The 23,311-nt window shown below is 35.5% G+C and carries 21 protein-coding genes and 2 other annotated features; of the genes, 5 read left to right on the top strand and 16 right to left on the bottom strand.

Features of this window, described 5'->3' with window-relative positions; genetic code table 11:
- The first annotated feature begins 58 nt into the window (after positions 1–58).
- On the top strand, positions 59–1,021 hold the full coding sequence (locus tag AN964_RS02470) for a helix-turn-helix transcriptional regulator (RefSeq protein ID WP_055738202.1): 963 nt from the start codon (positions 59–61) through the stop codon (positions 1,019–1,021).
- A gap of 264 nt (positions 1,022–1,285) precedes the next feature.
- Here the strand turns inward: AN964_RS02470 and aroA are convergent, their stop codons facing one another.
- From aroA to AN964_RS02415, 11 genes are all read right to left on the bottom strand, one after another.
- Positions 1,286–2,581 carry a 3-phosphoshikimate 1-carboxyvinyltransferase gene (gene aroA, locus AN964_RS02465; protein WP_437177096.1) on the bottom strand — a complete coding sequence of 432 codons (1,296 nt, stop codon included), beginning with the start codon at positions 2,579–2,581 and terminating at the stop codon, positions 1,286–1,288.
- Positions 2,582–2,627: 46 nt separating this feature from the next.
- A complete protein-coding gene (locus AN964_RS02460) occupies positions 2,628–3,494 on the bottom strand; it encodes a prephenate dehydrogenase (protein WP_055738201.1) in 867 nt (288 codons plus the stop codon).
- 13 nt (positions 3,495–3,507) lie between these two features.
- Positions 3,508–4,608 (bottom strand): histidinol-phosphate transaminase, encoded by a 1,101-nt coding sequence (gene hisC, locus AN964_RS02455; RefSeq protein ID WP_055738200.1) that lies wholly within the window; start codon positions 4,606–4,608, stop codon positions 3,508–3,510.
- Positions 4,609–4,615: 7 nt separating this feature from the next.
- Positions 4,616–5,692, bottom strand: coding sequence for a 3-dehydroquinate synthase (gene aroB / locus AN964_RS02450; RefSeq protein WP_055738199.1), 1,077 nt, complete (start codon positions 5,690–5,692; stop codon positions 4,616–4,618).
- Between the two features lies 1 nt (position 5,693).
- Positions 5,694–6,866 (bottom strand): chorismate synthase, encoded by a 1,173-nt coding sequence (gene aroC / locus AN964_RS02445; protein ID WP_055738198.1) that lies wholly within the window; start codon positions 6,864–6,866, stop codon positions 5,694–5,696.
- A 69-nt stretch (positions 6,867–6,935) separates the two neighbouring features.
- Entirely contained in the window at positions 6,936–8,012 is a 1,077-nt protein-coding gene (locus AN964_RS02440; protein WP_055738197.1) for a bifunctional 3-deoxy-7-phosphoheptulonate synthase/chorismate mutase, read from the bottom strand.
- Between the two features lie 136 nt (positions 8,013–8,148).
- Positions 8,149–8,382 (bottom strand) — a binding site (T-box leader).
- A 43-nt stretch (positions 8,383–8,425) separates the two neighbouring features.
- Positions 8,426–8,655, bottom strand: a binding site (T-box leader).
- Between the two features lie 206 nt (positions 8,656–8,861).
- Complete coding sequence (locus AN964_RS02435; RefSeq protein ID WP_055738196.1) at positions 8,862–9,494, bottom strand: response regulator transcription factor; 633 nt, start codon at positions 9,492–9,494, stop codon at positions 8,862–8,864.
- Positions 9,472–10,521 (bottom strand): PAS domain-containing sensor histidine kinase, encoded by a 1,050-nt coding sequence (locus AN964_RS02430; RefSeq protein ID WP_055738195.1) that lies wholly within the window; start codon positions 10,519–10,521, stop codon positions 9,472–9,474. The genes AN964_RS02435 and AN964_RS02430 overlap by 23 nt, the downstream gene beginning before the upstream one ends.
- Before the next feature lie 174 nt (positions 10,522–10,695).
- Positions 10,696–12,102 (bottom strand): MBL fold metallo-hydrolase, encoded by a 1,407-nt coding sequence (locus AN964_RS02425; protein WP_055738194.1) that lies wholly within the window; start codon positions 12,100–12,102, stop codon positions 10,696–10,698.
- A gap of 99 nt (positions 12,103–12,201) precedes the next feature.
- A complete protein-coding gene (locus tag AN964_RS02420; RefSeq protein ID WP_055738193.1) occupies positions 12,202–12,759 on the bottom strand; it encodes a hypothetical protein in 558 nt (185 codons plus the stop codon).
- A gap of 28 nt (positions 12,760–12,787) precedes the next feature.
- Positions 12,788–13,987 carry an FAD/NAD(P)-binding oxidoreductase gene (locus tag AN964_RS02415; protein WP_055738192.1) on the bottom strand — a complete coding sequence of 400 codons (1,200 nt, stop codon included), beginning with the start codon at positions 13,985–13,987 and terminating at the stop codon, positions 12,788–12,790.
- 501 nt (positions 13,988–14,488) lie between these two features.
- Between AN964_RS02415 and AN964_RS02410 the strand changes: the two genes are divergently transcribed.
- A complete protein-coding gene (locus tag AN964_RS02410) occupies positions 14,489–15,553 on the top strand; it encodes a COG4705 family protein (protein WP_200915565.1) in 1,065 nt (354 codons plus the stop codon).
- A gap of 452 nt (positions 15,554–16,005) precedes the next feature.
- On the opposite strand, the gene AN964_RS02405 is transcribed toward AN964_RS02410, so the two are convergent.
- A complete protein-coding gene (locus AN964_RS02405; protein ID WP_055738191.1) occupies positions 16,006–17,430 on the bottom strand; it encodes a M1 family metallopeptidase in 1,425 nt (474 codons plus the stop codon).
- Between the two features lie 725 nt (positions 17,431–18,155).
- Here AN964_RS02405 and AN964_RS02400 point away from each other — a divergent pair.
- Positions 18,156–18,722, top strand: coding sequence for a sigma-70 family RNA polymerase sigma factor (locus tag AN964_RS02400; protein WP_055738190.1), 567 nt, complete (start codon positions 18,156–18,158; stop codon positions 18,720–18,722).
- On the top strand, positions 18,719–19,807 hold the full coding sequence (locus tag AN964_RS02395; protein WP_055738189.1) for a DUF4179 domain-containing protein: 1,089 nt from the start codon (positions 18,719–18,721) through the stop codon (positions 19,805–19,807). Before AN964_RS02400 ends, AN964_RS02395 begins: the two co-directional genes overlap by 4 nt.
- Positions 19,808–20,459: 652 nt before the next feature.
- Here AN964_RS02395 and AN964_RS02390 read toward each other — a convergent pair.
- The 4 genes from AN964_RS02390 to AN964_RS25295 all read right to left on the bottom strand — a co-directional run bounded on the left by AN964_RS02390 (position 20,460) and on the right by AN964_RS25295 (position 22,534).
- Positions 20,460–20,909 carry a hypothetical protein gene (locus AN964_RS02390; protein WP_055738188.1) on the bottom strand — a complete coding sequence of 150 codons (450 nt, stop codon included), beginning with the start codon at positions 20,907–20,909 and terminating at the stop codon, positions 20,460–20,462.
- A 223-nt stretch (positions 20,910–21,132) separates the two neighbouring features.
- Positions 21,133–21,366 (bottom strand): hypothetical protein, encoded by a 234-nt coding sequence (locus tag AN964_RS02385; RefSeq protein ID WP_055738187.1) that lies wholly within the window; start codon positions 21,364–21,366, stop codon positions 21,133–21,135.
- Positions 21,367–21,670: 304 nt separating this feature from the next.
- A complete protein-coding gene (locus AN964_RS02380) occupies positions 21,671–22,210 on the bottom strand; it encodes a hypothetical protein (RefSeq protein ID WP_055738186.1) in 540 nt (179 codons plus the stop codon).
- A 180-nt stretch (positions 22,211–22,390) separates the two neighbouring features.
- A complete protein-coding gene (locus tag AN964_RS25295) occupies positions 22,391–22,534 on the bottom strand; it encodes a DUF3934 domain-containing protein (RefSeq protein ID WP_083489192.1) in 144 nt (47 codons plus the stop codon).
- A gap of 509 nt (positions 22,535–23,043) precedes the next feature.
- Between AN964_RS25295 and AN964_RS02375 the strand changes: the two genes are divergently transcribed.
- Complete coding sequence (locus tag AN964_RS02375) at positions 23,044–23,244, top strand: cold-shock protein (protein ID WP_055738185.1); 201 nt, start codon at positions 23,044–23,046, stop codon at positions 23,242–23,244.
- Positions 23,245–23,311 lie beyond the last annotated feature (67 nt).

The raw sequence follows: 23,311 nt of genomic DNA, 5'->3' as shown, positions 1-23,311 counted from the left end.
TGATAGTTATATAATAACCTTAAATCATGTCAAAAAGTGATACTGTTTAGGAGTCCTAATGAAAAAAGTTGAACGAATTAATGTCATCATGCGTTATATCAATAACCGCTCCCACTTTACAATATCTGAAATCATGCGAGAATTTAACATCTCTCGTTCGACAGCTATTAGAGATATCAGAGAAGTTGAAGCCATGGGAATGCCACTTGTCGCTGAAGTTGGTAGGGATGGTGGTTATTTTGTCATGCACAACTCTGTCTTGCCCGAAGTTCGCTTTACTGATAATGAGGTCAAAGCTCTTTTTATTGCCTTTATGGCAACAAGAAATCAACAACTTCCTTATCTAAAGAGTCGTCATTCTTTGGCTGAAAAATTACTGGGTCTCATCTCAGAGAACCAGCAAGATGACCTTGTACTTTTAAATCAAACCTTGCTTTTTGAAGGGACTAACCCCAATAATCCCGACCTCCTTGATCTGTCAGACCTCCCCCATCCCATGTTAGAAAAACTGATCCAAATCCTTCTTTTGGACCGCTATTTATTGATTACCATCGAAGAAGAGGGGGTAATAAAGTCTTATCCAATTTATCTCTTGCACCTTTATCGTGAAAAAAGCGTGTGGCTGATTGAAGGCTTTGACTTAAAGGAAGAAAAGCAGCAAATTTTTTCTGTCGATAATCTCACAGAGGTCAAACCCTACCCGACGAAAAAAAGATTAAGTAAGAAAAAGATTTTAGAAAAGATGAGTAAACAGGAGGAAGTAAGCAACCTTGTCCTTGAACTTGGTCCGAAAGCAATTGCCCAGTTCAAAAAATACCATCCTTTAAAAGTTTCCATTTCCTATACGAATCCTTTCCAAACGACAGCCATTTTAAAGACTTTTATCAATGTTTATAAGCCCGAAGAATTGACAGAAATGACAAATTGGCTACTTTTCTTAGGTGGGGATATCAAGGTTAGGGAAGTGCCAAAAGAAGTTTTAGAAGGTTTACAAGAGAGATTATGCTTATTCTTCCCATAAGTATAATCTTTTCAAACCCGGCAATCTTTAGACCACATCTAAAAATCTGGCAGTCAACAGTCGCTAAAATAGGTTAAGTTTCCTTAAAACTTAACCTTTAAAAACGGAATCAGGTAAAATAACGTAAAATAGTTCTTACTAAAAGTCAAAGCATAAATAATGAATGTGGTTATTCCCGGAGAATATCTTAAATAAAATAATGATGACTTTTATTGAATTACCCTGCCCTTTATTCAAAAAAGAAGATCCTGCCTACTAACACCTCTAATTCAGCTCACAAAGCGTCCTTAACGTTTCAAAAAAAGTTGGATAGGACACCTTAATGGCTTCACTATTTTCTATAAGTGTTTCTCCATCTGCAAGACAACCTGCAATGGCGAGCATCATCCCGATACGGTGATCTCCATGGCTGTTTACGTGCGCTCCTTTTAATGGGGTTTTACCATGAATAATTAACCCATCTGCAGTTGTTTCAATATGCGCACCCATTTTATTTAATTCCTTGGCTACAGTATCGATGCGATTGGTTTCTTTCACCTTTAATTCTCCAGCATCCTTAATAATGGTCGTTCCTTCCGCCTGGGTAGCGGCCAGAGCGATAATCGGAATTTCATCGATTAATCTTGGAATCAATTCACCTGCGATTTCCGTTGCTTTTAAAGGGGCAGAGATAACTTTTAAATCGGCAAATGGCTCGAAGGATTGTTCATCCTCCCCTGTTACTGTTATGGATGCCCCCATCCTCTCTAATACATCGATGATCCCCGTTCTAGTTTGATTTACCCCAACTCCTTGAATAGTAATATTACTATTAGGAATGATAGAACCTGCTGCTAAGAAAAATGCTGCAGATGAAATATCTCCTGGTACATTGATGGTTGTAGCAGTTAGACTCTGTTTCCCAGCAATAGATACTTTTTTTCCATTTCGATGTACCGTTACACCAAATGCCTCGAGCATACGTTCAGTATGATCTCTTGAGACTTGAAGCTCCGTAACAGATGTCGTTCCTGTGGCATGAAGCCCCGCAAGTAGAATCGCCGATTTAACTTGTGCACTGGCAATTGGCATTGCATAATCAATAGAATGTAAGCCTCCTCCATTAATGGTGAGCGGAGTATACTTGCCATCTTGACGTCCATCCATTTTTGTACCCATTAACCGTAATGGTTCAACAATTCGATTCATCGGTCTTTTCGCAATGGAAGAATCCCCTTGCAGGCAAGCATATAAGGGCAGACCTGCCAACAAACCCGATAAAAGTCGGATGGTTGTTCCTGAATTTCCAACCTCAAGCACAGCTTCAGGTTCTCGTAATTGCTCCACACCTTTCCCATCAATTTCTACGTAATCCCCTTCCTGCAAAATGTTTACCCCAAGCTGTCTTAGACATGCAATCGTACTCAAGCAATCTTCACCTGGCAAAAATCCTTTCACCACCGTTTTTCCTTTCGCAATTCCACCTAGCATTATAGCTCGATGGGAAATCGATTTATCCCCAGGTACAGCTATCGTTCCATTAAAACCATTTTCTGTTTTCCTCACTGCTTGTAATGTCACTAGTTTCACTCCTTCTATCACTTTCACTGAATTCATTCAGCAACCATTAAACATGGCTTGGTAAAGAATCACGGTATTCTTTTGCCCCTTCAAAAAAATGATGGATCGCCCGTTCATCACCAGCCTGTAAAACAGTCGTTAAATGACGAATTTCGTTCATCCAATCCTCCATTAACTCTAGTAAATTACGGCGATTATCCATAACAATATCGCTCCAAATGCCTGGATTACTGGAGGCAATTCTTGTTATATCACGAAATCCTCCAGCTGCCATTTGACGAATAAGGGGTTCTTTGGCAGCATGTTTTTTTGCTTGGTTCACCAATACTCCTGCAATTAAATGAGGTAGATGACTAATCATTCCTACAATGTAATCATGCTCATCTTTGTCGAGAATATGGAGATGTGCATTGGTGCCACTTAACCAACTCTTTAATTCACTTATTCTCTTATTACTGATTTCAGGGGCAGGAGTAAGAATATAATAAGCACCATCAAATAAATGTAAGTTGGCATTTTCTACTCCGGTTTTATGTGAGCCTGCTACAGGGTGCCCGCCAATAAAGGTTGCTTTTCCATTAAACACTTCATTAGCAGCCTCCATTATCTCCCCTTTTGTACTGCCTGTATCTGTAATAATGACATTGTCTTTTAATGTCATGCTTGATAGTTGTTTCATTATTTTCCTCAGTTCTAATACAGGTGTCGACAAAATGATTAAGTCGGCGAGTTCTGCTCCCTGCTGTAAAGAATCGACTTTTTCGTCAATAATATTTAGGTCCATTGCTTTTTCCATCTCATGTTGATTTATATCCAAACCATAAATTTTTGCATTTGGATGCTGTTTTTTTATTGTAAGGGCAAGTGATCCACCGATTAATCCTAACCCTACAATCAGTACATTTCCTTTCATGATTAGACCTCCATCATTGCTTACCATTCAATGAGCGTTCTTTTATAAATTCCTTTATTGCATCTCTGACTCTTTCATTTTGTTCCGCTAAACCAATCGTAACGCGCACACATGTCGGAAACCCTAGTTGTTTACCTGAACGTACGATTAGCCCCTGTTCCAATAAAAACTGTGAAACCTCGTCTCCATCCCATTTAAAATCTATTAATACAAAGTTCCCCTCTGAGGGATAAACTTTTAGCCCATTGTCTAAGCAAAAAGCATAATATTTCTCCCTCTCATCAGCATTTTTTCGAAAGCATTCCTTTACAAATTCTTGATCGCTTATTGCCGCTGCAGCAGCCATTTGGCCAAGGACATTTGTATTAAAAGGAGGACGGGCCGCTTCTAATTTTTGAATAATGTTGACTGATGAGATCCCATATCCCACTCGCAAACTGGCGAGTCCATAAATTTTCGAAAAGGTTCTCGTAATCATTACGTTAGAGAAATCCTTAAGCAATTCAATCGTGTTACCTGGCTGTTCGACATATTCAAAATAAGCCTCATCTAGTACTACAAACACGTCATTTGGAACTTTCCTCAAAAATGTCGAAAGTTCATCGCTAGCGATATACGTCCCTGTTGGATTATTAGGGTTACATACCCAGACCACCGTTGTATTCCTATCGATGGCTAAAAGCATTCTGTCTAAATCATGCAGCCCATCTACTAATGGAATTTCCCGAACCTCCCCACCTTCGAGCACTGCATTATGCTTATACTGAGAAAAAGTAGGGGCGGCCATTACCGTATTTTTCCCAGGTTGTATTAAAGCCCTCGAAATAATTTGGATTAATTCATCCGTTCCGTTTGTAAAAATTAATTGATTTGGGTCGACCTCTAAAAGGGAAGCGGTCTCCGCTCTTAGTTTGCTAGCTTTTCCATCTGGGTAAATATTTAATGAGCCCCCAAATTCTTTTAACGCCTTATCTACTTTCAATGAATGGCCATATGGATTCTCATTTGAAGCTAATTTGATAATTGGGTTTTGCGTATTATGAGTCTTCACCTCAGCAACTGATTTACCGGGTTGATATGCATGCAGTTGATGCATTTGTTCTTTCCATTTCATTTTGAATTCACTCCTTCTTCTTATCTTGTAAATCTAATAAAGTCTTTCGGAGTAACTCCTGATTAACTTTTTGCCTAATGGGTCTTCCTATATCCTGCAGCAAAACAAATACAGGTTCATTTCCAACAGATTTTTTATCTCGAACCATCCATTCCAGAATGGACTCAAATGTACAATTTGCAGGAATTTTCCACCTATACCCCAATCCCTCTAGCCAACTGATAAAGCTTTCATAAGGGAAAGCAAATGGATAGATTTGCTTACTTAGGTTCAAAGCATAAACGATTCCCATCATAACAGCTTCACCATGAGTTAATTCTCCAAATCCCGCTGCCGCTTCCAAGGCATGGCCAAGTGTATGACCGAAATTTAAATAGGCGCGAATATCGTTTTCCGTTTCATCCTGTTTCACGATATTTGCCTTGGTTTCAATGCCTTTTTTCAAAAATTTTTGTAAAGGAATTGCGGCTAGATCTTCGAGAGATTTTGTTTCGTTCATCAATTCTTGTAAAAATTGTGGATCTGAAATGAAGGCATGCTTAATGATTTCCGCAAACCCACTTCTTTTCTCTCGAATTGATAATGTTGCTAAAAATTGAGTATCATAGATAACTAGTTCAGGCTGCTTAAAGGCGCCAACCATATTTTTTCCCAGTGGATGATTAATCCCTACCTTGCCTCCGACCGCACTGTCATGGGCTAAAATGGTGGTAGGAATCTGTATAAAGGCAATTCCCCTCATATAAGAGGCGGCTACAAACCCTGCTAAATCGCCAATGGCCCCGCCGCCAAAAGCTAAAACAACCGAATGACGGTCCATCCCATGATTCATTCCAAATGAAATACAATCTTGATAAATCTCAAATGTTTTCGCCTTTTCACCATTGGGTGCTATATAAATATGGGTTTCAATATTAGGAAGATGGTTCGTAATTGTGTCTAAATGCCGTTCCTTCAAATCCGTATTGGTGACGATCCATAGCTTTGAATATCCGGTTAAATGATCCTTTAAATTCTCGAGGATGTCACTGCCTAAATAAACAGGATAGTTTTTCGATGAGGTCAAAACATGAATGACGTCCATGTTAAAATCCCCTAGTATATACTCTGTGCTCTTCAATGGATTGCTTCAATAGCTCAAAACGATCACTGCTAAATTGCTCGGTTATAGCGGCTGCCAGCTCCCATGCGACAACTGCTTCTGCCACGACACTTGCAGCTGGAACGGCACAGCTATCGGAGCGTTCGATACTTGCTGTAAAAGGCTCTTTTGTATCAATATCAACGCTTTTCAACGGTTTATATAAGGTAGGAATTGGCTTCATTACCCCTCTCACAACGATCGGCATACCTGTCGTCATTCCGCCTTCAAAACCTCCTAATCTATTAGTTGAACGAACATATCCTTCATCCTCATTCCAGATAATTTCATCATGCACTTCACTGCCCGGCATTCTCGCCATCTCAAAGCCTAAGCCAAACTCTACACCCTTAAAAGCATTTATACTTAACATTGCTTGAGCAATTTTTGCATCCAGCTTCCGATCATAGTGAACATAACTCCCTACGCCAATCGGCATGCCTTCCACAATCACTTCGACAATACCGCCAATCGAATCTCCTTTTGCTTTTGCCTGATCAATGGCCTCCATCATCTGTTTTTCCACTTTTTCATCAAAACAGCGAACAGGAGAATCTTCGGTTTTATGCTGTAATTCTTGAATACTCTCGTATTTTGGTGGGTTTGCTCTCACTCCGCCAATTTCTAAAACATGTCCGGCAACTTCAATCCCAAGCATTGAAAGGAGCTTTTTAGCAACTGCCCCAGCTGCAACCCTTACCGTTGTCTCACGGGCTGAGGATCTCTCTAGAACATTTCTCATATCGCGATGCCCGTACTTCATTCCACCAACTAAATCAGCGTGACCTGGCCTTGGCCTCGTTACCTTTCGTTTCACTTCTTCTTGATTTTCCAGATCCAATGGTTCAATCCCCATAATTTTAGTCCAATGCTTCCAATCATTATTTTCAACGACAAGGGATAACGGTGATCCTAATGTAAGGCCATGGCGAACACCTCCAGTGATATTTACCATATCGGTTTCAATTTGCATTCTTCTTCCGCGTCCATAGCCTTTTTGACGGCTGGCAAGTTCCTTATTAATATCCTCTGCAGTTAAAGGCATCCCCGCGGGTAACCCCTCGATAATCGTTGTCAGCTGCGGACCATGTGATTCACCTGCTGTAATATGTCTCATTGTTGACATCCTCCTTTGACCCCTGCTGAACCACAGGGATCTATTATTCTATTTTTTATAAAAATGCTCTTACGCTAACTTTTCTTGCAACGTTTTTAATTGCTGAATAAACTTATGAAACTGCGGAATATCCATTTGCTGTGCAGAATCTGATAGTGCAACTGCTGGGTCCGGATGTACTTCCGCCATAATTGCATCAGCACCAATGGCCATCGCTGCTTTCGCTGTTGGTAGCAGTAAATCTCGTCTTCCTGTCGAATGTGTCACATCAACTACCACTGGGAGATGAGTTTCTTTTTTCAAAATCGGCACGGCCGAAATATCCAACGTATTTCTTGTCGCTTTTTCATAAGTGCGAATCCCGCGCTCACATAAAATGATTTGATTATTACCTTGTGAAATGATGTACTCCGCTGCATGGATGAACTCTTCAATCGTGGCAGAAAGTCCCCGTTTTAAAAGAATTGGTTTATTTACTTTCCCGACTGTTTTCAGTAAATCGAAGTTTTGCATATTGCGAGCCCCAACTTGAATAACATCTACGTAGTCTAGTGCAAGCTCTACATCATTAGGGGAAACAATTTCACTAACAATCGACATCCCCAATTCATTTCCGACTTCTCTTAAAATCTTCAGGCCTTCTACCCCTAAGCCTTGGAAGTCATAAGGTGATGTCCGTGGCTTAAATGCGCCGCCGCGCATGATGCTTAAGCCTTGCTCTTTCATAGCAACGGCAACCTCTCTTACTTGTTCATAGCTTTCAACCGCACATGGTCCCATAATAAATCTTTGTTTTCCATCACCGAACGTTTCCCCATTAATGTCGACAATGGTATTTTCAGGATGCGCCTTCCGCGACACTAGCAATACTTTCCGACTATCGTCTTCTTGAAGCTCTAAGCTTGCTTTAAATATTTCTTTAAAAATATGTTGAATAGTTGATGTTTTAAAATGTCCGTGGTGATGTTTAATAATTAAATCAAGTGATTCTCGTTCACGAACAGGATCAAAACGATTAACTCCTTGTTTTTTCTTCTCTTCTCCAATTTCGTGGACGACTTCAGCTCTTTCGTTCAATAAATGTAATATCTCTAAGTTAATCTCATCAATTTTGTTTCGTAATTGCGTTAATTTATTGGTTGTCATCTTTATTCCTCCTGAATATTTATGATTAAATTCGTGAATTTTTTTGTGAAGTTTCCCCTAAGCATTATTTCTAAACAAAGCATCAACTCCTTTAAATTTGTTTGGACGGTTAAAAAAAAGCCCCTACTGGTTTTCCAGTAGGGACGAAACTTCTCGCGGTACCACCCTAGTTGTGAACAACTAACTTGTTCACCTCTCGATTTTGTTAACGATCATATGACCGTCTTTCCCTTCACAAAGATTTCTCCTTGCTACGAAAAAGAAGCTCCAGGATTGTAATTCATGTTGATCTTTGCACTGATTTGCACCGCCATCAGCTCTCTGAATACAGGGAGATCATCCACTACTTGTTTCCTTTCATTGCCTTGCATCTTATTAAATTTTGATAATAAAAAAGTCCCTACTGGTTTTCCAGTAGGGACGAACTTGTCGCGGTACCACCCTAGTTGTGAACAGTCTTGTTCACCTCTCGATTTTGTTAACGATCATATGACCGTCTTTCCCTTCACAAAGACGACTCTTTGCTACGAAAAAGAAGCTCCAGGACTGTAATTCATGTTGATCTTTGTACTGATTTGCACCGCCATCAGCTCTCTTGAACAGGGAGATCACACACTACTCATGTTCCTTTCAATGCCGAACGAATAATTATTATTTTTCACATTATATATTTGTTCAAGATGATAAGTCAACAATCTTTTTTTAATGAACAAAACCTTCCTTCCAAAATATAGCTTAGAGACTACACGATCAATGGGTTTTATTTTGTCATGTGTATTTTATGCGAGAGCAATTTTTGTTGAATAAAATGAAGGTATACGAATAAGAGACAAGAATAGCCCCTTAACTCTAAAATAAGTCGACAAGGTTATTTTTTAGGGCATATTTCATAAATTCATGCTTGTCTTTTAAACTGAGTTTTTGCATGATATTTGATTTATGATTTTCTACCGTTTTCGGACTAATGCCTAGCTGTTGTCCAGTCTGGACATTGGTAAATCCTAAAGATGTTAATCGAACAACCTCCTGCTCCCGCTGTGTTAAAACAGACTGAGGTACTTCTGCCATCATTAACCGTTTCAGCTGTTCATCTGGAATTTTTGTTTTATAGAATCGTTTCCCATTGAGCACAGCTTGGATTGCATCATGTAATTCATTCGCCTCACTGTTCTTCAATAAATATCCATGAATCTGATATTGGATTGCCTTTCTAACATATATTTCTTCATCATGCATCGTTAATAAAATAATTTTTGTATCCTTTACTTCTGATAAAATGGTTTTTGATGCCGTAAAACCGTCTAACCCATCCGGCATGGAAAGATCCATCAAAATAATATCGGGCTGATGCTTGATAGCCAGACTGATTGCTTCAGATCCGTTTCCGGCTTCAATAATTTCTTTTATATCGATGTAATATTCAAGAAGAAGTTTAATCCCTTTTCTGATTAAAATATGGTCATCCACGATTAAAACTCTCATCCTCTACCTCCATATTCATCGGTACATTCATTGTTATTGCTGTACCATGATTAAGATCTGAATGGATGACCATGGTGCCTTGAATTTGAGAGATGCGTTCTTGCATATGCTTTAAACCCAGCCCTTCTTTCTTCTCATCAAGCTGAAAGCCTACACCATTATCGATTATGGAAATAAAAATAGTGTCTGCTTTTTTCTCGACTTTAATATTCACTTCGGTCGCATGTGAATATTTCATAATATTATGAAGGGCTTCTTGGATTACTCGATATAAATTGATCTCTAACAAAGGATGCAGTCGCTCGTTGAAATTGTAGGAAAAATGAAAAGTTGAACCGGACATTTTTTTCTCTGAAGATTGTATGAGAGATATAATAGTAGGAATTAAACCTAATTCATCAAGACTTTTAGGCCTTAATTGTTGCGAGTATGATTTTACATCTTCCATTACTTTTCCTAATTCAGCACGAACTTCATTTATATATTCATGTAGTTTTATATCTTGAACTCTCGTAATAACGTTATCTAGTGCGATCGCAATACTAAACAGTGATTGTCCGACACCGTCATGTAATTCTTGCGCAAGACGTTTATGCTCCATTTCCTTAGCCTCAGTAAGCCTTTTCAGCATTAATTTAGATATACGTGCTTCTTCTTCATTTTTCTTCAGTGCTTGGTCACGAAGGACGAGGAGATAATATTTTTCTTTCGACTCATCATCTTCAAAAATTAACGCTGTACTCATTTCAACGTCTATCATATTCCCATGATAGGTAGGCATTTCAGATAAGAAATAAGGAACCTCTTCTCGCGAGATTAAATAACATCTTTCCTCGCCATCACATAATTTTCTTTGCTGACAAAAAGAACAATAAGGAACTTTATCTCCTATTTTCCATCCAGAAAGTCTTTCCGCAGCTGGATTCATTTTTACAATTTCTCTGGATTGTGTCATCACGATAATCCCGTCTTGTATATAATAAAAAATATTCGTTAAGAAAAGTTTTTCGATATCTTGTTTCACCATAAATCTCTCCAAAATTAAATATCTGTTTCTACTATGCACAGAAGAAACTTAGAAAAACAATATGAGCAGAGACTTACTTTTTTTAGTAGATATGAGTCTTTGTACACATATATATCATTAAAAGGAATTAAAAACCCTAGCCATTCGATATGTTCGGCTAAGGTTTAACTATCGTTATTTTAATATAGGTAAATTTTCTTTCTTCCAAGCTATATAGCCACCTTTTAAATTATAGACATCATGCAATCCATTTGCTTGAAGAATACTGGCGGCAATAGCGGAGCGAGCACCGGACCGGCATTGAACAATATATTTTTTTCCAGCTGGAATTTCGTTTAAACGGTTCTTTAATGTTCCAAGCATTATATGTTGTGCTGACTCGATTCTTCCATCATCCCATTCTGATTGATTCCGAACATCAATAAGGTGATATTGGTCATCATTTAACAACTTTTGAAGCTGATGAACATCTATTTCACGATAGTTTTCAAGATTCGATGTATCTTCGAGAGCAATAGCTGGTTCTACTCTAGCAACAATTTTATCTAAACCTATCGATGCTAAGGCTTTTCGGATCGAATCTAGATCTTTCTCCGGTGTAATAAGCACGATGTTTTGATCATAACCTATTAGCCAACCAGCCCAATTAGTTATGGATTTATCGAAAGGGATATTTATTGCTCCCTTAAAATGAGATGCCGCAAAGTCTTTCGCTGAGCGTGTGTCTAAAATAACCGTTTCAGAACTGAATCGTTCTAATTCCTCGACGCTTGATAAAGTTTTAATTGGACCATCATTCAAATAATCTGGACCAAGTTTATTTACTTTTTTCATCATTGCAAAATAAGCAGGAGGCTCTGGTTGCCCGGTAAGTAAGGTAGTAACAAATTCCTCTTCATCTTCTATTTTCAACGCCCAGTTATTTAATTTTTCATACCCTACAGTAGAAACGGGAACGGCGCCTAATGCTTTCCCACAGGCACTGCCCGCTCCATGAGCCGGCCACACTTGCAAATAATCCGGAAGTGATTTGAACTTCTTCAAGAAATGGAACATTTGTCTAGCTCCTAAACTAGCCGTCCCTTTAACACCTGCCGCTTTTTCAAGTAAATCCGGACGGCCAATATCGCCTACAAAAACGAAATCTCCTGAGAAGATTCCCATTGGCTTGGTAGATCCGCTGCCTTTATCTGTCAGTACGAAAGAAATACTTTCTGGGGTATGCCCAGGTGTATGCATCACTTGAAATTCTACCAATCCAATCGTAAATGTACTGCCATCTTTGAGAAGAACATAATTGACTTCATCAAGATATTGATATTTCCAGTTTTCATCGCCTTCATCTGATAAATACAATGTTGCTCCGAGCTGTTTCGCCGCCTCCCTTGAGCCTGATACAAAGTCAGCATGAATATGGGTCTCTGTTGCAGCGATAATTTCAAGCCCTTCTTTTTCGGCTGTTTCTTTATACAATTGCAGATTACGAGCAGGATCAATAATAATCGCTTCTCCGGTGCGCTGACAGCCCACTAAGTAAGACATATGCGCTAAATTTTCATCGAAAAAAGAACGAAAGAACATTTTCAATTCCCCCTATTTACTTTTACAGAACTTGGTAAATAACAATATTGAATATTGATTTTTTTGGACCTCGAAAAAGGAAGCTCAAGTCCTCAGTAACTACTTTTTGTTAATAACCTCCAATAACGTTTCAAAATACTTAAATCCTTTTTGAATAGTAGGATCTTTTAGTAATCGATACATGCGCAGGATAGATATTTGACCTGTATCTTTATTTTCTCGATAACGGTTATTGGTTTCCTTCATAATTTCGATCCCTTTTTGTATTGGTATCACATCATCTATTCCACGAATTAAATAATCTACTGATTTAGAGTCTCCGAGTGTATTCGTGACAAAAAGTGTTAATTCTTCAAGTTTATTAATGAGCGGGACGAGCTTGGGTAAAAATTGAATAAGTGTCACCATAGCTTCCAAATGATCTTTATTTAAGTGTAGGCTTTCTACCTTTTCTTCAGCATCATTTACTAGACTATTTAGCGCATGCTTGTCGTTTAAGGTATTGGTCACAAATGATAATTTATCTTCCATCGATTGAATAGCAGCTGTAAACTCAGGAAGTTTCTTTACTAGATAAAAGAGAGACTCCATTTGTTCACTCTTCTCTAGCTCTTGTAAAACAACATCAAAGTCCGTATCTGTTTTCGTCATGTTCATTATGCTCCCCCTCTTCTTAAAAGTTGTCTTACATTACACCTTTAAGCATTCCATTAAAGTACATGATCGGTAATAAATTCTTCTTCATTAAATACATACTCGTTCTTTCTTTAGATTGGTCGAATGGAAAAGATTCTTGTGGATTTTTATCATAGTCAAATTCTGCTAATACTAGCTTGTTATAACCGGTTACTAATGGACAGGATGTATATCCATCGTATTTAGCTTTCATTTCTTTGCTATTCATAACTGCAAGCAGATTCTCTACCACAACAGGAGCTTGTTTACGAATGGCAGCACCTGTTTTTGATGTTGGTAAACTGGAACAATCTCCCGCTGCAAAAATATTGCGGAAATGATTATGTCTTAATGTGAATTTATCTACATCAACAAACCCTTCCGCATCTGCAAGCGGACTTTGGGCAATAAATTGCGGGGCTCCCATTGGCGGAGTGACATGGATCATATCGTAATCCTTTGTCATGATTTCATTTGTATCGACATTTTTAAACGTAGCTTTTTTCTTTTGTCCGTCAATTTCAATGAGGTCGATTCGATACTGTGCCTCAATGTTTTTTCGCTCAACGACTTTCTCTAACGTATCTGCATAACGTTTCACTGCGAAAATCTTCGGTAAACCACAAGCAAACAAAATAGATGATTTATGACGTACACCTGAAATTCTGAAGTAATCATCTGCTAGATACATGATTTTTTGCGGTGCTCCACCACATTTTACTTGTGTGCTTGGTTGTGTAAAAATAGCTGTCCCACCATTGAAATTTTGTATAGCCTCCCATGTACTTTGAACATAGTCCACCGAGTAGTTACTGCACACACCATTTTTCCCGATTGCTTCTTTTAATCCTTTTACTTTATCCCAGTAAATTTGAAGACCTGCTGTAACAACAAGATACTCATACTGTATTTGAGTTCCATTACTAGTTACGATGATATTTTTATCAGGAAGAAACTCTTGTACTGCTTCTTTCACCCATTTTGCTCCATCAGGAATTAATGTTTCTTGCTCTCGAATAGAGTCTTCAATATTCGCTGCTCCCCCGCCGACTAGTGTCCACAATGGTTGGTAGTAATGCTTTTCAGAAGGATCAATGATCATTACTTTCCCCTTAAGATAAGGAGCACTCCTTAATAAACGGGAGGCAATAGAAATCCCCGCAGAACCGGCTCCTACAATAGCAATGTTTGTTCCCAGCATATTAGACATTCTGTTTCCTCCTTTTAAAGTGGTGAAATAATAGTTGGCAAAACTGTAAGTAAATTATATTAAAACGTTTTCAGTGTATATATAGGGGAAATCCCTCAAATGGGAGGATTCTATGTTCCTCATCCATAAATTGCAAAAAATTCACCCCCCCTATATTTAAGTAGTAAATAGAAGCTTCATATAATTCATTACATTTTAAACCCTTTGAAGTACAAGACCTCTTTTTGATAGACAGTTCTATAAATGTAAAGTTTTTTAAGTTTCCATAACAATTTTTTCAAAACCAAAAGTGGATGAACTTTTACTCAAAATATGTTGTCTATTAGAAAGTATTAGCTAATACAACCCAACATTATAGGAAGTGATAACCGGACTAGAATGTTATGACACCGTGTTTCTAATGGGACGATTTATTATAGGATGAGGGATTGGATCGTTCTCCTATTTAACGAGAGAGAAAAATCAAATTGTAGGAAACACTACAAAGAAAGGACCAACTATATGCCAATAAATCAAAGTAAATCGAAAATTTTACTTAACAAGGTTCCGCAAGTTACTATTTTCTTTTGGATAATCAAAGTTCTATGCACTACTGTCGGTGAAACATTTGCTGATTTTCTAAATTTTAACCTTGGATTTGGTTTATCTTTCACTACCATAATTATGGGAATAGCGTTTTTCATCGCTTTGTTTTTTCAATTTAGAGCAACTAAATATGTTCCAAGCATTTATTGGATAACAGTCGTACTTATTAGTGTATTCGGAACATTAGTTACAGATAATTTGACAGATGGAATGGGAGTTCCTCTTGAGCTTAGTACAGCCGTATTCTCTGTGCTTCTAGGATTAACTTTTCTTTTTTGGTATCTTAGTGAAAAAACACTTTCTATACACTCGATTTATACAAGAAAAAGAGAAGCTTTCTATTGGTTGACTATCCTTTTCACATTTGCACTCGGAACAGCTGTCGGAGATTTATATTCCGAACAACTCGGCCTTGGTTATCTTAACACAGGAATTATCGTGGTAATTATAATAGCGATTATATATATTGCATATAAGTTTTTTAAACTTAATGGGATATTAGCGTTTTGGATTGCGTATATTCTTACTCGTCCACTCGGAGCATCATTAGGAGATTACCTATCTCAAACGAAAGTGAATGGCGGCTTAGGCTTGGGAACAACCATTACAAGCGTCATTTTTCTTATTGCTATATTAGGAATTATTGTTTTTCTTGCTGTTTCAAAAATTGATATATCTACTAAAAGGGAAACAACAAATACAGAACAGACAAATGGTAGCAAGAAGAATGTTTTTATACAAACGATTGTAGTATTATGTGTTTTCTTAATTGTGGGTATCGGAGGTTATACTTGGAGAAGTAATAATTTAGCATTGGAAACCAATGTTTCACAAGCAACATTGAGCGGACAATTATCAGATTTTGTAAAAATCGAAAATGATATGTTCAACGATGTAAGCTCAAATAACTTTATATCGGCAAAAAATAAAGCTAACGAATTGGAACATCAATGGGACACATCGGAACCTAAGCTTAGATAAATAGATGGCACCACTTGGACTAAAATTGACGGAACTATTGATGTTGTATTAGCTGCTGTTCGTACAGGAAATCCTGATGCTAGTAAGTGTAAATCAGCACTTAACAATTCGCTTCATGTACTAAAGGGAGCAAATAAGTAATAATCTTAGGAATCGCAAATTGCGGTTCTTTTTTAATTATAAACCTTTGTACCGTTCAATTTTTTTAAATACCTCGCATTAGACTTAGATAAATTCAAATAAATAGATAAGAGTAGTTTGACATGCATTGACACGGGATAATAGACTGCATTTTCTGTTAATTATTTGATACAATTTATAGAAAAAGAGAGGATATTCGCTCATATATTGAACGAACTATCCTCTTTATATGATAGTCTAATTAACATATGTTTTCCGAGTTTTTACAACGCTAAGCTCATTTTCCTGACATTACTCCAGGATATAATTTCTTAGTCTAATTTTAACCAGCCTTCAAAATCAGAATTATCTTTAAGATTAAAATAAGCTTTGGTAAACCTTACAAATTCTTGTGTATTTAATTCCTTAAATTTATATAACCGATAATAGGTCTTTAAGAATTCTTTAGCTTCATTGATTCCTCCTCTTTTTTCAAACAGTTTCCACAACATATTCATTGATTTCCCATATATAAATGAACTTTGATTATTTCTATACTCATCAATTGGTAAATTGACTACTAGTTCTTTCGATGGCCTTTTTATTAAATTGTAGGGTACCTTTTCTTTTGTAGAAGAAAAGTAATACAGTGATTCAGCGAAATTTGCAAATCCTTCATCTAACCATGCATCATTAAAAGGATCGTTACTAATAATTGCATAAAACCATTGGTGAGCTATTTCATGTACAACCATATTCTTAAGTGCTTCGGAACTAACTTGTTGGCTATTATATATTGAACCGGCTGTTATTATTCCGGGATACTCCATACCCATTTCTCCCAATACAATATCCAACTGTTTAAAAGGATACGGACCAATATTTTGTTGAAAAAAACTTAAAGCATCTTGAGCTACATCGCTTATTTCTTTATATAATTCAATATCATTTTCCATTCCGAATACTCTAATAGAAACATTGTTTTCCTTTTTTAATACGAATTTAGGCTTTTTAAGAATTGATATAAAAACCTCTTTAACGTTATTAATCTCAAATGAGCCTCTATTTTCACTTGGATATTCATCATTTTGGCTTGTAGATGTAATAGTAAATTCTTTAGGGATATCATATGTAATCTTAAAATCACTAAATCCAGTATGATAGGATTCTCCCCTAAATTGATATTTTTCTTTATTCCACTTATGGTTTCTGTAAGTAGCTAGCATAGGATAAAACTGGGCCAGGAAGTAGTTATCACCATTCTTTGTCAGTCTTATACCTTTTTCAGGAAGAGTGAAATCGTAAGAAAAATGTACCACAGTTTCTTTTTTTGGTTGAATCTTTGATGACAAAGATACTTTGAGAGTATCTTCATCTAATTTGAAACTAACATTTTTCTCGTTAATTTTGACCTTCTTAAAATTTATTGTGGATGGATATTCTAGTTGTGGAGCATTTTTTCTAGTAAACATATTTGGAATAAAATAAAACACCAGTTCATTCCATGCATCTGGAGAAGTGTTTTTGATTTTGATCGTAGATTCTATGTGGAAGACACCATTAGTATTCATTGTAAGATTAATTCTATATTTACTTTCGTTTCCCTGCTTTATAAAACTTGGTTTAAAACCAAGCATAGAATTAATTTTAGATGATTCTACCCTCTTAACATTATTAGTTTTGAAAATAGTATAAGAAAGACCAATCATAAGGAAAACAAAGCAAGCTAATAGAATCAGCTTATTCTTTATCTTCATCTCCTCCTTATTTTTTACTAATATATAATAAAAATTGAAGGTTTATTCGTTTTAATCTAAATCAAGTCCCTATAAAAATTTAATAGAATAAACTATTTGACTGATATAATAATTTACTGATACCAAGATGCTTGAAACTCATACATATTATAATATTCACCTTTCTTTTCATTAAATATTCATGAGAGCCTCCCTCAATAATTTCACCATTCTTCATCACAATAATGTGGTCGGTCCGCCATTCTTGCAGATGTCATTCTATGTGAAATAAATATAGCCGCTTTCACTTTAACAATTTCAATAAATTGATTAAAATTGATAATTCACTTTTTGGATCTAACGAAGCTGTAGGCTCATCCAAAATGTTTTTAAATAATGCTTGCATGTAAAATGACTTTTTCTTGTGTTTTTTGTTTACCTTCTAAAAAAGTAGACTTTTACAACAGCTACTTGAATTTACTTTTGTCTATTAAAAAACAATGGGATCTTAAGTATCCACCGGAAATATATCTAACTACATTTCCAATAAAAATTTCTATTGGACTTGAATTCCAAGATAAACTAATGGAATATAAGCTTTCCTCACTTCTTTTATCGTATCCTTGATTCATTCATAGTATGATAGACTAATTTAAAAAAATTTTTAATAATATGTGAGAAAAAAATGGTTCCTTCTCGTTATATAGGATGTAAAAGCTTTTACAAAAAAATAAGGGGATTTCTATATGAAGTCAAATGAAACAAATTTTATACAGCGATTACATCGTAAAAAGGAAGATGCATTAGAATATATAGTCGATAAATATTTACCATTAATTAAGGGTGTAACTTATAAAGTTCTATCTCCCCTTAATAATAACGGAATCATGGAAGAGTGTATGAATGATATTTTACTTTCAATATGGGAACATTCCCATAAGTTTAACGGAGACTCTAAGGATTTTAAAAAATGGATTTGTTCAATAGCAAAATTCAAATCTATTGATTATTACAGAAGAGCAAGTAAAAAAGTGGAATTTACATCCAACCATTTAGATTTACACTCAGAAAAATCAATTGAGGATGAATTAATATTTCTTGAAAAAAGAACGGAATTAATAAACTTAATCAATAAACTGGAACCTCTTGAACGGGAAATTTTTATTATGAAGTTTTTCCTTGGTTTAAAAACGGAAGAAATAGCAATGAAACTGGGGTTAACTAAAGCATCCATTGACAATCGAATTTATAGAGGAAAAAAGAAACTTAATAAAAGGGCATCAAACCTTAAGTTGGGAGAGAATGGGATTTGAAAGATATTTACGAATTATTAAATGAAATTGACTTAGACGAAAATGAATTTGTAGAAATGGAAGTCAATGAATTAGAAACGGCCAAAGTCAAGAATGCCCTAAAAAAATCAATCAATGAAAAGAAAAAATGGAAAAGTAAAAGTTGGAGAAAGAATATTATTGCTGCCTCCATTTTCGTATGCATCTCGGCTACAACCATTGGATTAACCTTTCCATCTTATGCTAAAAACATCCCTGTAATTGATAATATTTTTCGCTTTTTTGATCATAAAAAAACTGGTCCTTATGATAAAAGAAATGAGAAATCTGATATTTCAATAGTTAAAGGAAACGGACTATATTATGATTACAAGAAGTTTTCCAATACCATTAATTTAACGAAGGAAAGTAATGGTATAAAATTCACTATTAATGATGCAGTATTTGATGGAAAGACGGTTACCTTAACTTATTCTATTGAGAGCAATCAAAATTTAGGTAATATAGGTATTCCTTTGCCAAAAATAAAAGGGATGCAGGCTATAGGGGGAAGCGGTGAGACTAAAAAAATAGATTCGAACAAATATGTAGGAATTTTGACGGCTAGTAATATGGAAGACACAAAATTGGATGTTGCTGATATCCATTGGAATATTGAGGGTATGAAGAACCCAGAAAATGGGACTGTTATTAAAGGTAGTTGGAATTTTGCATTTAAAGTAGATGCCACTGATAGCAAGATACAAATAGCCGTAAGTTCTGCTGAGAAAAATGGCGTAAAGGTAAATATCAAAAAAATCACCTTTAATCCTATGTCCTTTACCGTTTATTATGATCAAGAAGTATCGGAAATGACTAAAAAGAAGTCGGACGGAGTGTATGTTGAATTAGAAATAAAAGACGATTTAGGAAATCTCTATTCTGGGAGAGATAATGGTGGTATGGGTAAAGAAGGGTCTTATAATATAAGTTGGAGTAAAACATTCGGAAAATTGGATTCGAATGCAAAAGAGCTTATTATTACACCTCATATCACCTTAAAAGATTATCATTCAAATGATTACGCTTTTGTATCAAATGAGATTCATATAAAATTAAAGAAATAAGGGATTATATCTAAAGGACTGCCTTTATAAATTGAGCAGTCTATTTTATTTAATTATTTTAAAAGTATAATTATAAGACTTACTAGAACTTCATTTTCAAGTTTTAAGCATCAAAAAACACCGTTTTTTAAAGGAAATGACACTGTCTCTACTGCATTGATTTCCTTAAAGTAATAAAAAAAGCTGCTAATTTTAATTGATCATCAGCTCAGCTCTATCTCCATTTAGTTGCATTATAATCTTTATAAAGATTCAAGTATATATACTAGCGTAAGCTTTCATTTTACGAAATCTTATGGTTTAAGTCCCTCATGTCCCTTCAATCATAAATTTTCCGATAGTCAACCATATGTTTTCACTAAGTCCTTATTTTCTTGGGATAAGAACTATCATTTACTTGTAAAGAAAATCATATATCAATGATATGGCTTCGTAAAGTATCGAAATCAAGTATAATGTTACATTAAGAATTTACGGGTATTCTAAAAAAAGAACTATGATTTAGTAACGGGTTCTGTTTTGAAGTACAAAATTCGGAAAAGCAATTTAAATAGCGTACCAAATAACATTAAAAACACAAAGTATTTCGCGGTGTGTTTTTAATGATCAAATAGAAAGGCTTATTTAACTACGGCACCCTTTAGCTGGATAATTAGGAAGATAAATCCAGTATCATTTGTATTCTATGCAACGAGAAAATTACAGTAGTTAATGGTATCAGAGCAGCAAAAAAATTACTTTCAAAGATTGCTTTCCATAATGTCAAGCCGTTACGAAGCTTATAAATTAACAAAAATGTTGAGATAGTAATTGATGAAAATAATAGCCATAAAAAAGTTTTTTGTTTTTTTACTTCAAAATCAATTTCATCAATATACCAAGTATCATCTCCAGAAAAGGATAGAGTTTTTACATTTTTTTCAATCCCTAACAAATTGAATGATTTTAGCGAAACATTATCTTTTTGCACTTTTTCAATATCATATCCATTTGGTAAAAATGAAACTTTGTACACAATAAGATATGAACCAAAGGTAAGGATACTTGCAATTAATAAAAAGGCTAAAAAATTTTTAACCTTTCTCATAAAATTGTTATTCATTATTGTTTTCACCTGTTTCTATCAAACTGCTTTTTAGTATATGAAGTCACATAAATTATCATGGCAATAAAGTAATTTACTGTATCATTTATATTCGAATTGTCAGAAAGGTCCCCTCTTAATTATACGGAATATTTCTAAAAGAGTTTCAGTATTCGATAATTCGTTAGCCTAGATGCAAAACTTCACATTATTTATGTTTATTAAAAAAAGATGCTTAAAATCATTTAATTATTTGTGTAAGTCCAAAAATTAACCAATAGGCGATTGTCCCAACCATCCTCCAAGGGGATTTTCTAACCATAATACCGATACATACACAAAGCAAAGTAAATAAAGAGAAACCTACCATTCGTAATTGCCCTTCAAATGGACCAAATTTATTTAAAGCGTGTAAAAAAGTAGAAAAGATAAGGATTGTAATTATAGCGATAGTTGTGCTATTCGATAATTTCATATTTAGCCCCTTCATCCCCAGATTTTTTTATAAATGAAAAGATATTCATTTTTTTATTATTATTCCACAAATATCCTAGACTTTCCTTTTTCAACAATCCTGCCCCTTTTGTTAAATAAGAAAGGTGTCCTATTATTTAATAAGTAGTTCCGATAACGTGGATAAAACACAAAATCGCTGGGAGAATAACACAAGCTTTCAGGTAAAAAAAGCAGGTGAAAATACCATATAATTTGCACAAAAAAAGCTCAGGATTTCCCTTGCTTTTCTTTATAGATATTATTAATTTAAAGTCCTCATTACTTCAATGGAGTTCATATCCATTTAAGATATTTTTCATTAATTCATTAGAAATCTGTATGGCTTTATTTCTACTTTTGGCAGGTCCTGAAACGAGCAATCCATTTTGAGCTTCCCAAGTTTGGCCCCTATCATTTACAGGAGGAAATTCTTCAATAGTCACTTTACTAAGGTCTTTGTTTATAAAAAGGACACCATAACTATGAACAACAGGTTTTCTATCTTTATAATAAGCATAAATAATATTCCCGGAACCATTCTTTTGAAACTTTATTTCTAATTGTTTATCTTTATCATCAGGGTTTGGATGGATAACTCCTATTAACTCTATTTTACCGATAAATGTTTTGCTACCTAATAAAGAATGTTGTAGCTTCCCATTAATACTAATTGTCACAGGTTTTGGATTGTTATTGCTACCCAGTTGAAATTCAACTCCGCTAATGGAGCGATTAATATTCTTAGGATGAGTGTAATAAAAGCCCCGGACTGTCACGAACACTATTATTAAAACTAAAAAAAAAGAAATCAACCATTTCTTCATTAAATCCCCCCACTATTCCCTTTAATAAAGAACCCTTCATATTTACCTCTTCCAAATCAATTATTAAGATATTCTGTGGAATGGTAACAAATTCCTTCTTAAATTAAACTGACCCGTTAGCCACCCATGCAGCGCATAAATAAGCGCTGCACCACAGAGGATGAAAATGGGGGTAATACACTATGGTGCCTTTGAGCCCATCCGTTTACCTTTACTTATATATGGTTTTGCACTCTTTTTTTTGTTTGTACTAGCTTGCCAACGATTCCACCCCTTCTTGTCTGTTCCTCTCCCTGTACCGCCTTTTCCTTTAGCTTTACTCATAAAATCACTCCAATATTATTCTAAGTTGATTTACCTATCGAGTTAGTTTTAGTCATTTTACTCGGTTATTAACCAAGCATCTTGCAAAAAACAATATCCTTCCACACTCCCCATACTAATGTGAAAAAAAGAGTCCAATAATGGTTATTATCACTTAAATTCTGAACTCTTCCTTGTAAATAATATCCCAAATACTTTCAAACATTATTTTCACTCCCTAAAAAGGGTAAACCATTTCTTCTATTACCACAAGTTTCTAGAAAGAGTATGGTTTCCAACCACAATTTTCGCTAACCTGCCCAAATTTCTCCTAAGCACAAGTACATAATGATTAAAAGAAATCAACGAAGCCGCAAGAGTTTGCAAGCTATTTCATTTTCTGTTATGATAAAAAGGAATTATTTTTGTTCGGTGTAAAGGATAGTATAAGTGTCGACTTTTCGTCTTGATGATCACTTTGGGCAAGGATAGTAACACATTGTGTGGTTACACACTAGGAGGCAACAAAAATGGAACAAGGTACAGTTAAATGGTTTAATGCAGAAAAAGGTTTTGGTTTTATCGAGCGTGCTAATGGAGGCGACGTATTCGTACACTTCTCAGCTATCCAAAGTGAAGGTTTCAAATCTTTAGACGAAGGTCAAAAAGTTACATTTGATGTTGAGCAAGGACCTCGTGGAGATCAAGCAGCTAACGTTCAAAAAGCTTAATCTAAATAAATCGAGTAGGAGGAGGTGACTAACCCCCGACCTCTCACACCACCGTACGTACGGTTCC

Origin of the sequence: Heyndrickxia shackletonii (assembly GCF_001420715.1) — a bacterium.
In the GTDB taxonomy this organism is placed as follows: Bacteria; Bacillota; Bacilli; order Bacillales; family Bacillaceae_C; genus Margalitia; species Margalitia shackletonii.
This window is presented reverse-complemented; position numbering and strand designations above follow the sequence as displayed.

Bases quoted from the DNA above. Each gene is read 5' to 3' on its own strand.
- AN964_RS02415 (WP_055738192.1), bottom strand. From the start codon at position 13,987: ATGTCTAATATGCTGGGAACAAACATTGCTATTGTAGGAGCCGGTTCT.
- AN964_RS02470 (WP_055738202.1), top strand. From the start codon at position 59: ATGAAAAAAGTTGAACGAATTAATGTCATCATGCGTTATATCAATAAC.
- AN964_RS02400 (WP_055738190.1), top strand. From the start codon at position 18,156: ATGAAGTCAAATGAAACAAATTTTATACAGCGATTACATCGTAAAAAG.
- AN964_RS02385 (WP_055738187.1), bottom strand. From the start codon at position 21,366: ATGAAATTATCGAATAGCACAACTATCGCTATAATTACAATCCTTATC.
- AN964_RS25295 (WP_083489192.1), bottom strand. From the start codon at position 22,534: ATGAGTAAAGCTAAAGGAAAAGGCGGTACAGGGAGAGGAACAGACAAG.
- hisC (WP_055738200.1), bottom strand. From the start codon at position 4,608: ATGAAATGGAAAGAACAAATGCATCAACTGCATGCATATCAACCCGGT.
- AN964_RS02410 (WP_200915565.1), top strand. From the start codon at position 14,489: ATGCCAATAAATCAAAGTAAATCGAAAATTTTACTTAACAAGGTTCCG.
- AN964_RS02405 (WP_055738191.1), bottom strand. From the start codon at position 17,430: ATGAAGATAAAGAATAAGCTGATTCTATTAGCTTGCTTTGTTTTCCTT.
- AN964_RS02440 (WP_055738197.1), bottom strand. From the start codon at position 8,012: ATGACAACCAATAAATTAACGCAATTACGAAACAAAATTGATGAGATT.
- aroB (WP_055738199.1), bottom strand. From the start codon at position 5,692: ATGGACGTCATTCATGTTTTGACCTCATCGAAAAACTATCCTGTTTAT.
- aroC (WP_055738198.1), bottom strand. From the start codon at position 6,866: ATGAGACATATTACAGCAGGTGAATCACATGGTCCGCAGCTGACAACG.
- AN964_RS02460 (WP_055738201.1), bottom strand. From the start codon at position 3,494: ATGAAAGGAAATGTACTGATTGTAGGGTTAGGATTAATCGGTGGATCA.
- AN964_RS02430 (WP_055738195.1), bottom strand. From the start codon at position 10,521: ATGGTGAAACAAGATATCGAAAAACTTTTCTTAACGAATATTTTTTAT.
- AN964_RS02420 (WP_055738193.1), bottom strand. From the start codon at position 12,759: ATGAACATGACGAAAACAGATACGGACTTTGATGTTGTTTTACAAGAG.
- AN964_RS02380 (WP_055738186.1), bottom strand. From the start codon at position 22,210: ATGAAGAAATGGTTGATTTCTTTTTTTTTAGTTTTAATAATAGTGTTC.
- AN964_RS02375 (WP_055738185.1), top strand. From the start codon at position 23,044: ATGGAACAAGGTACAGTTAAATGGTTTAATGCAGAAAAAGGTTTTGGT.
- AN964_RS02425 (WP_055738194.1), bottom strand. From the start codon at position 12,102: ATGTTCTTTCGTTCTTTTTTCGATGAAAATTTAGCGCATATGTCTTAC.
- AN964_RS02390 (WP_055738188.1), bottom strand. From the start codon at position 20,909: ATGAATAACAATTTTATGAGAAAGGTTAAAAATTTTTTAGCCTTTTTA.
- AN964_RS02435 (WP_055738196.1), bottom strand. From the start codon at position 9,494: ATGAGAGTTTTAATCGTGGATGACCATATTTTAATCAGAAAAGGGATT.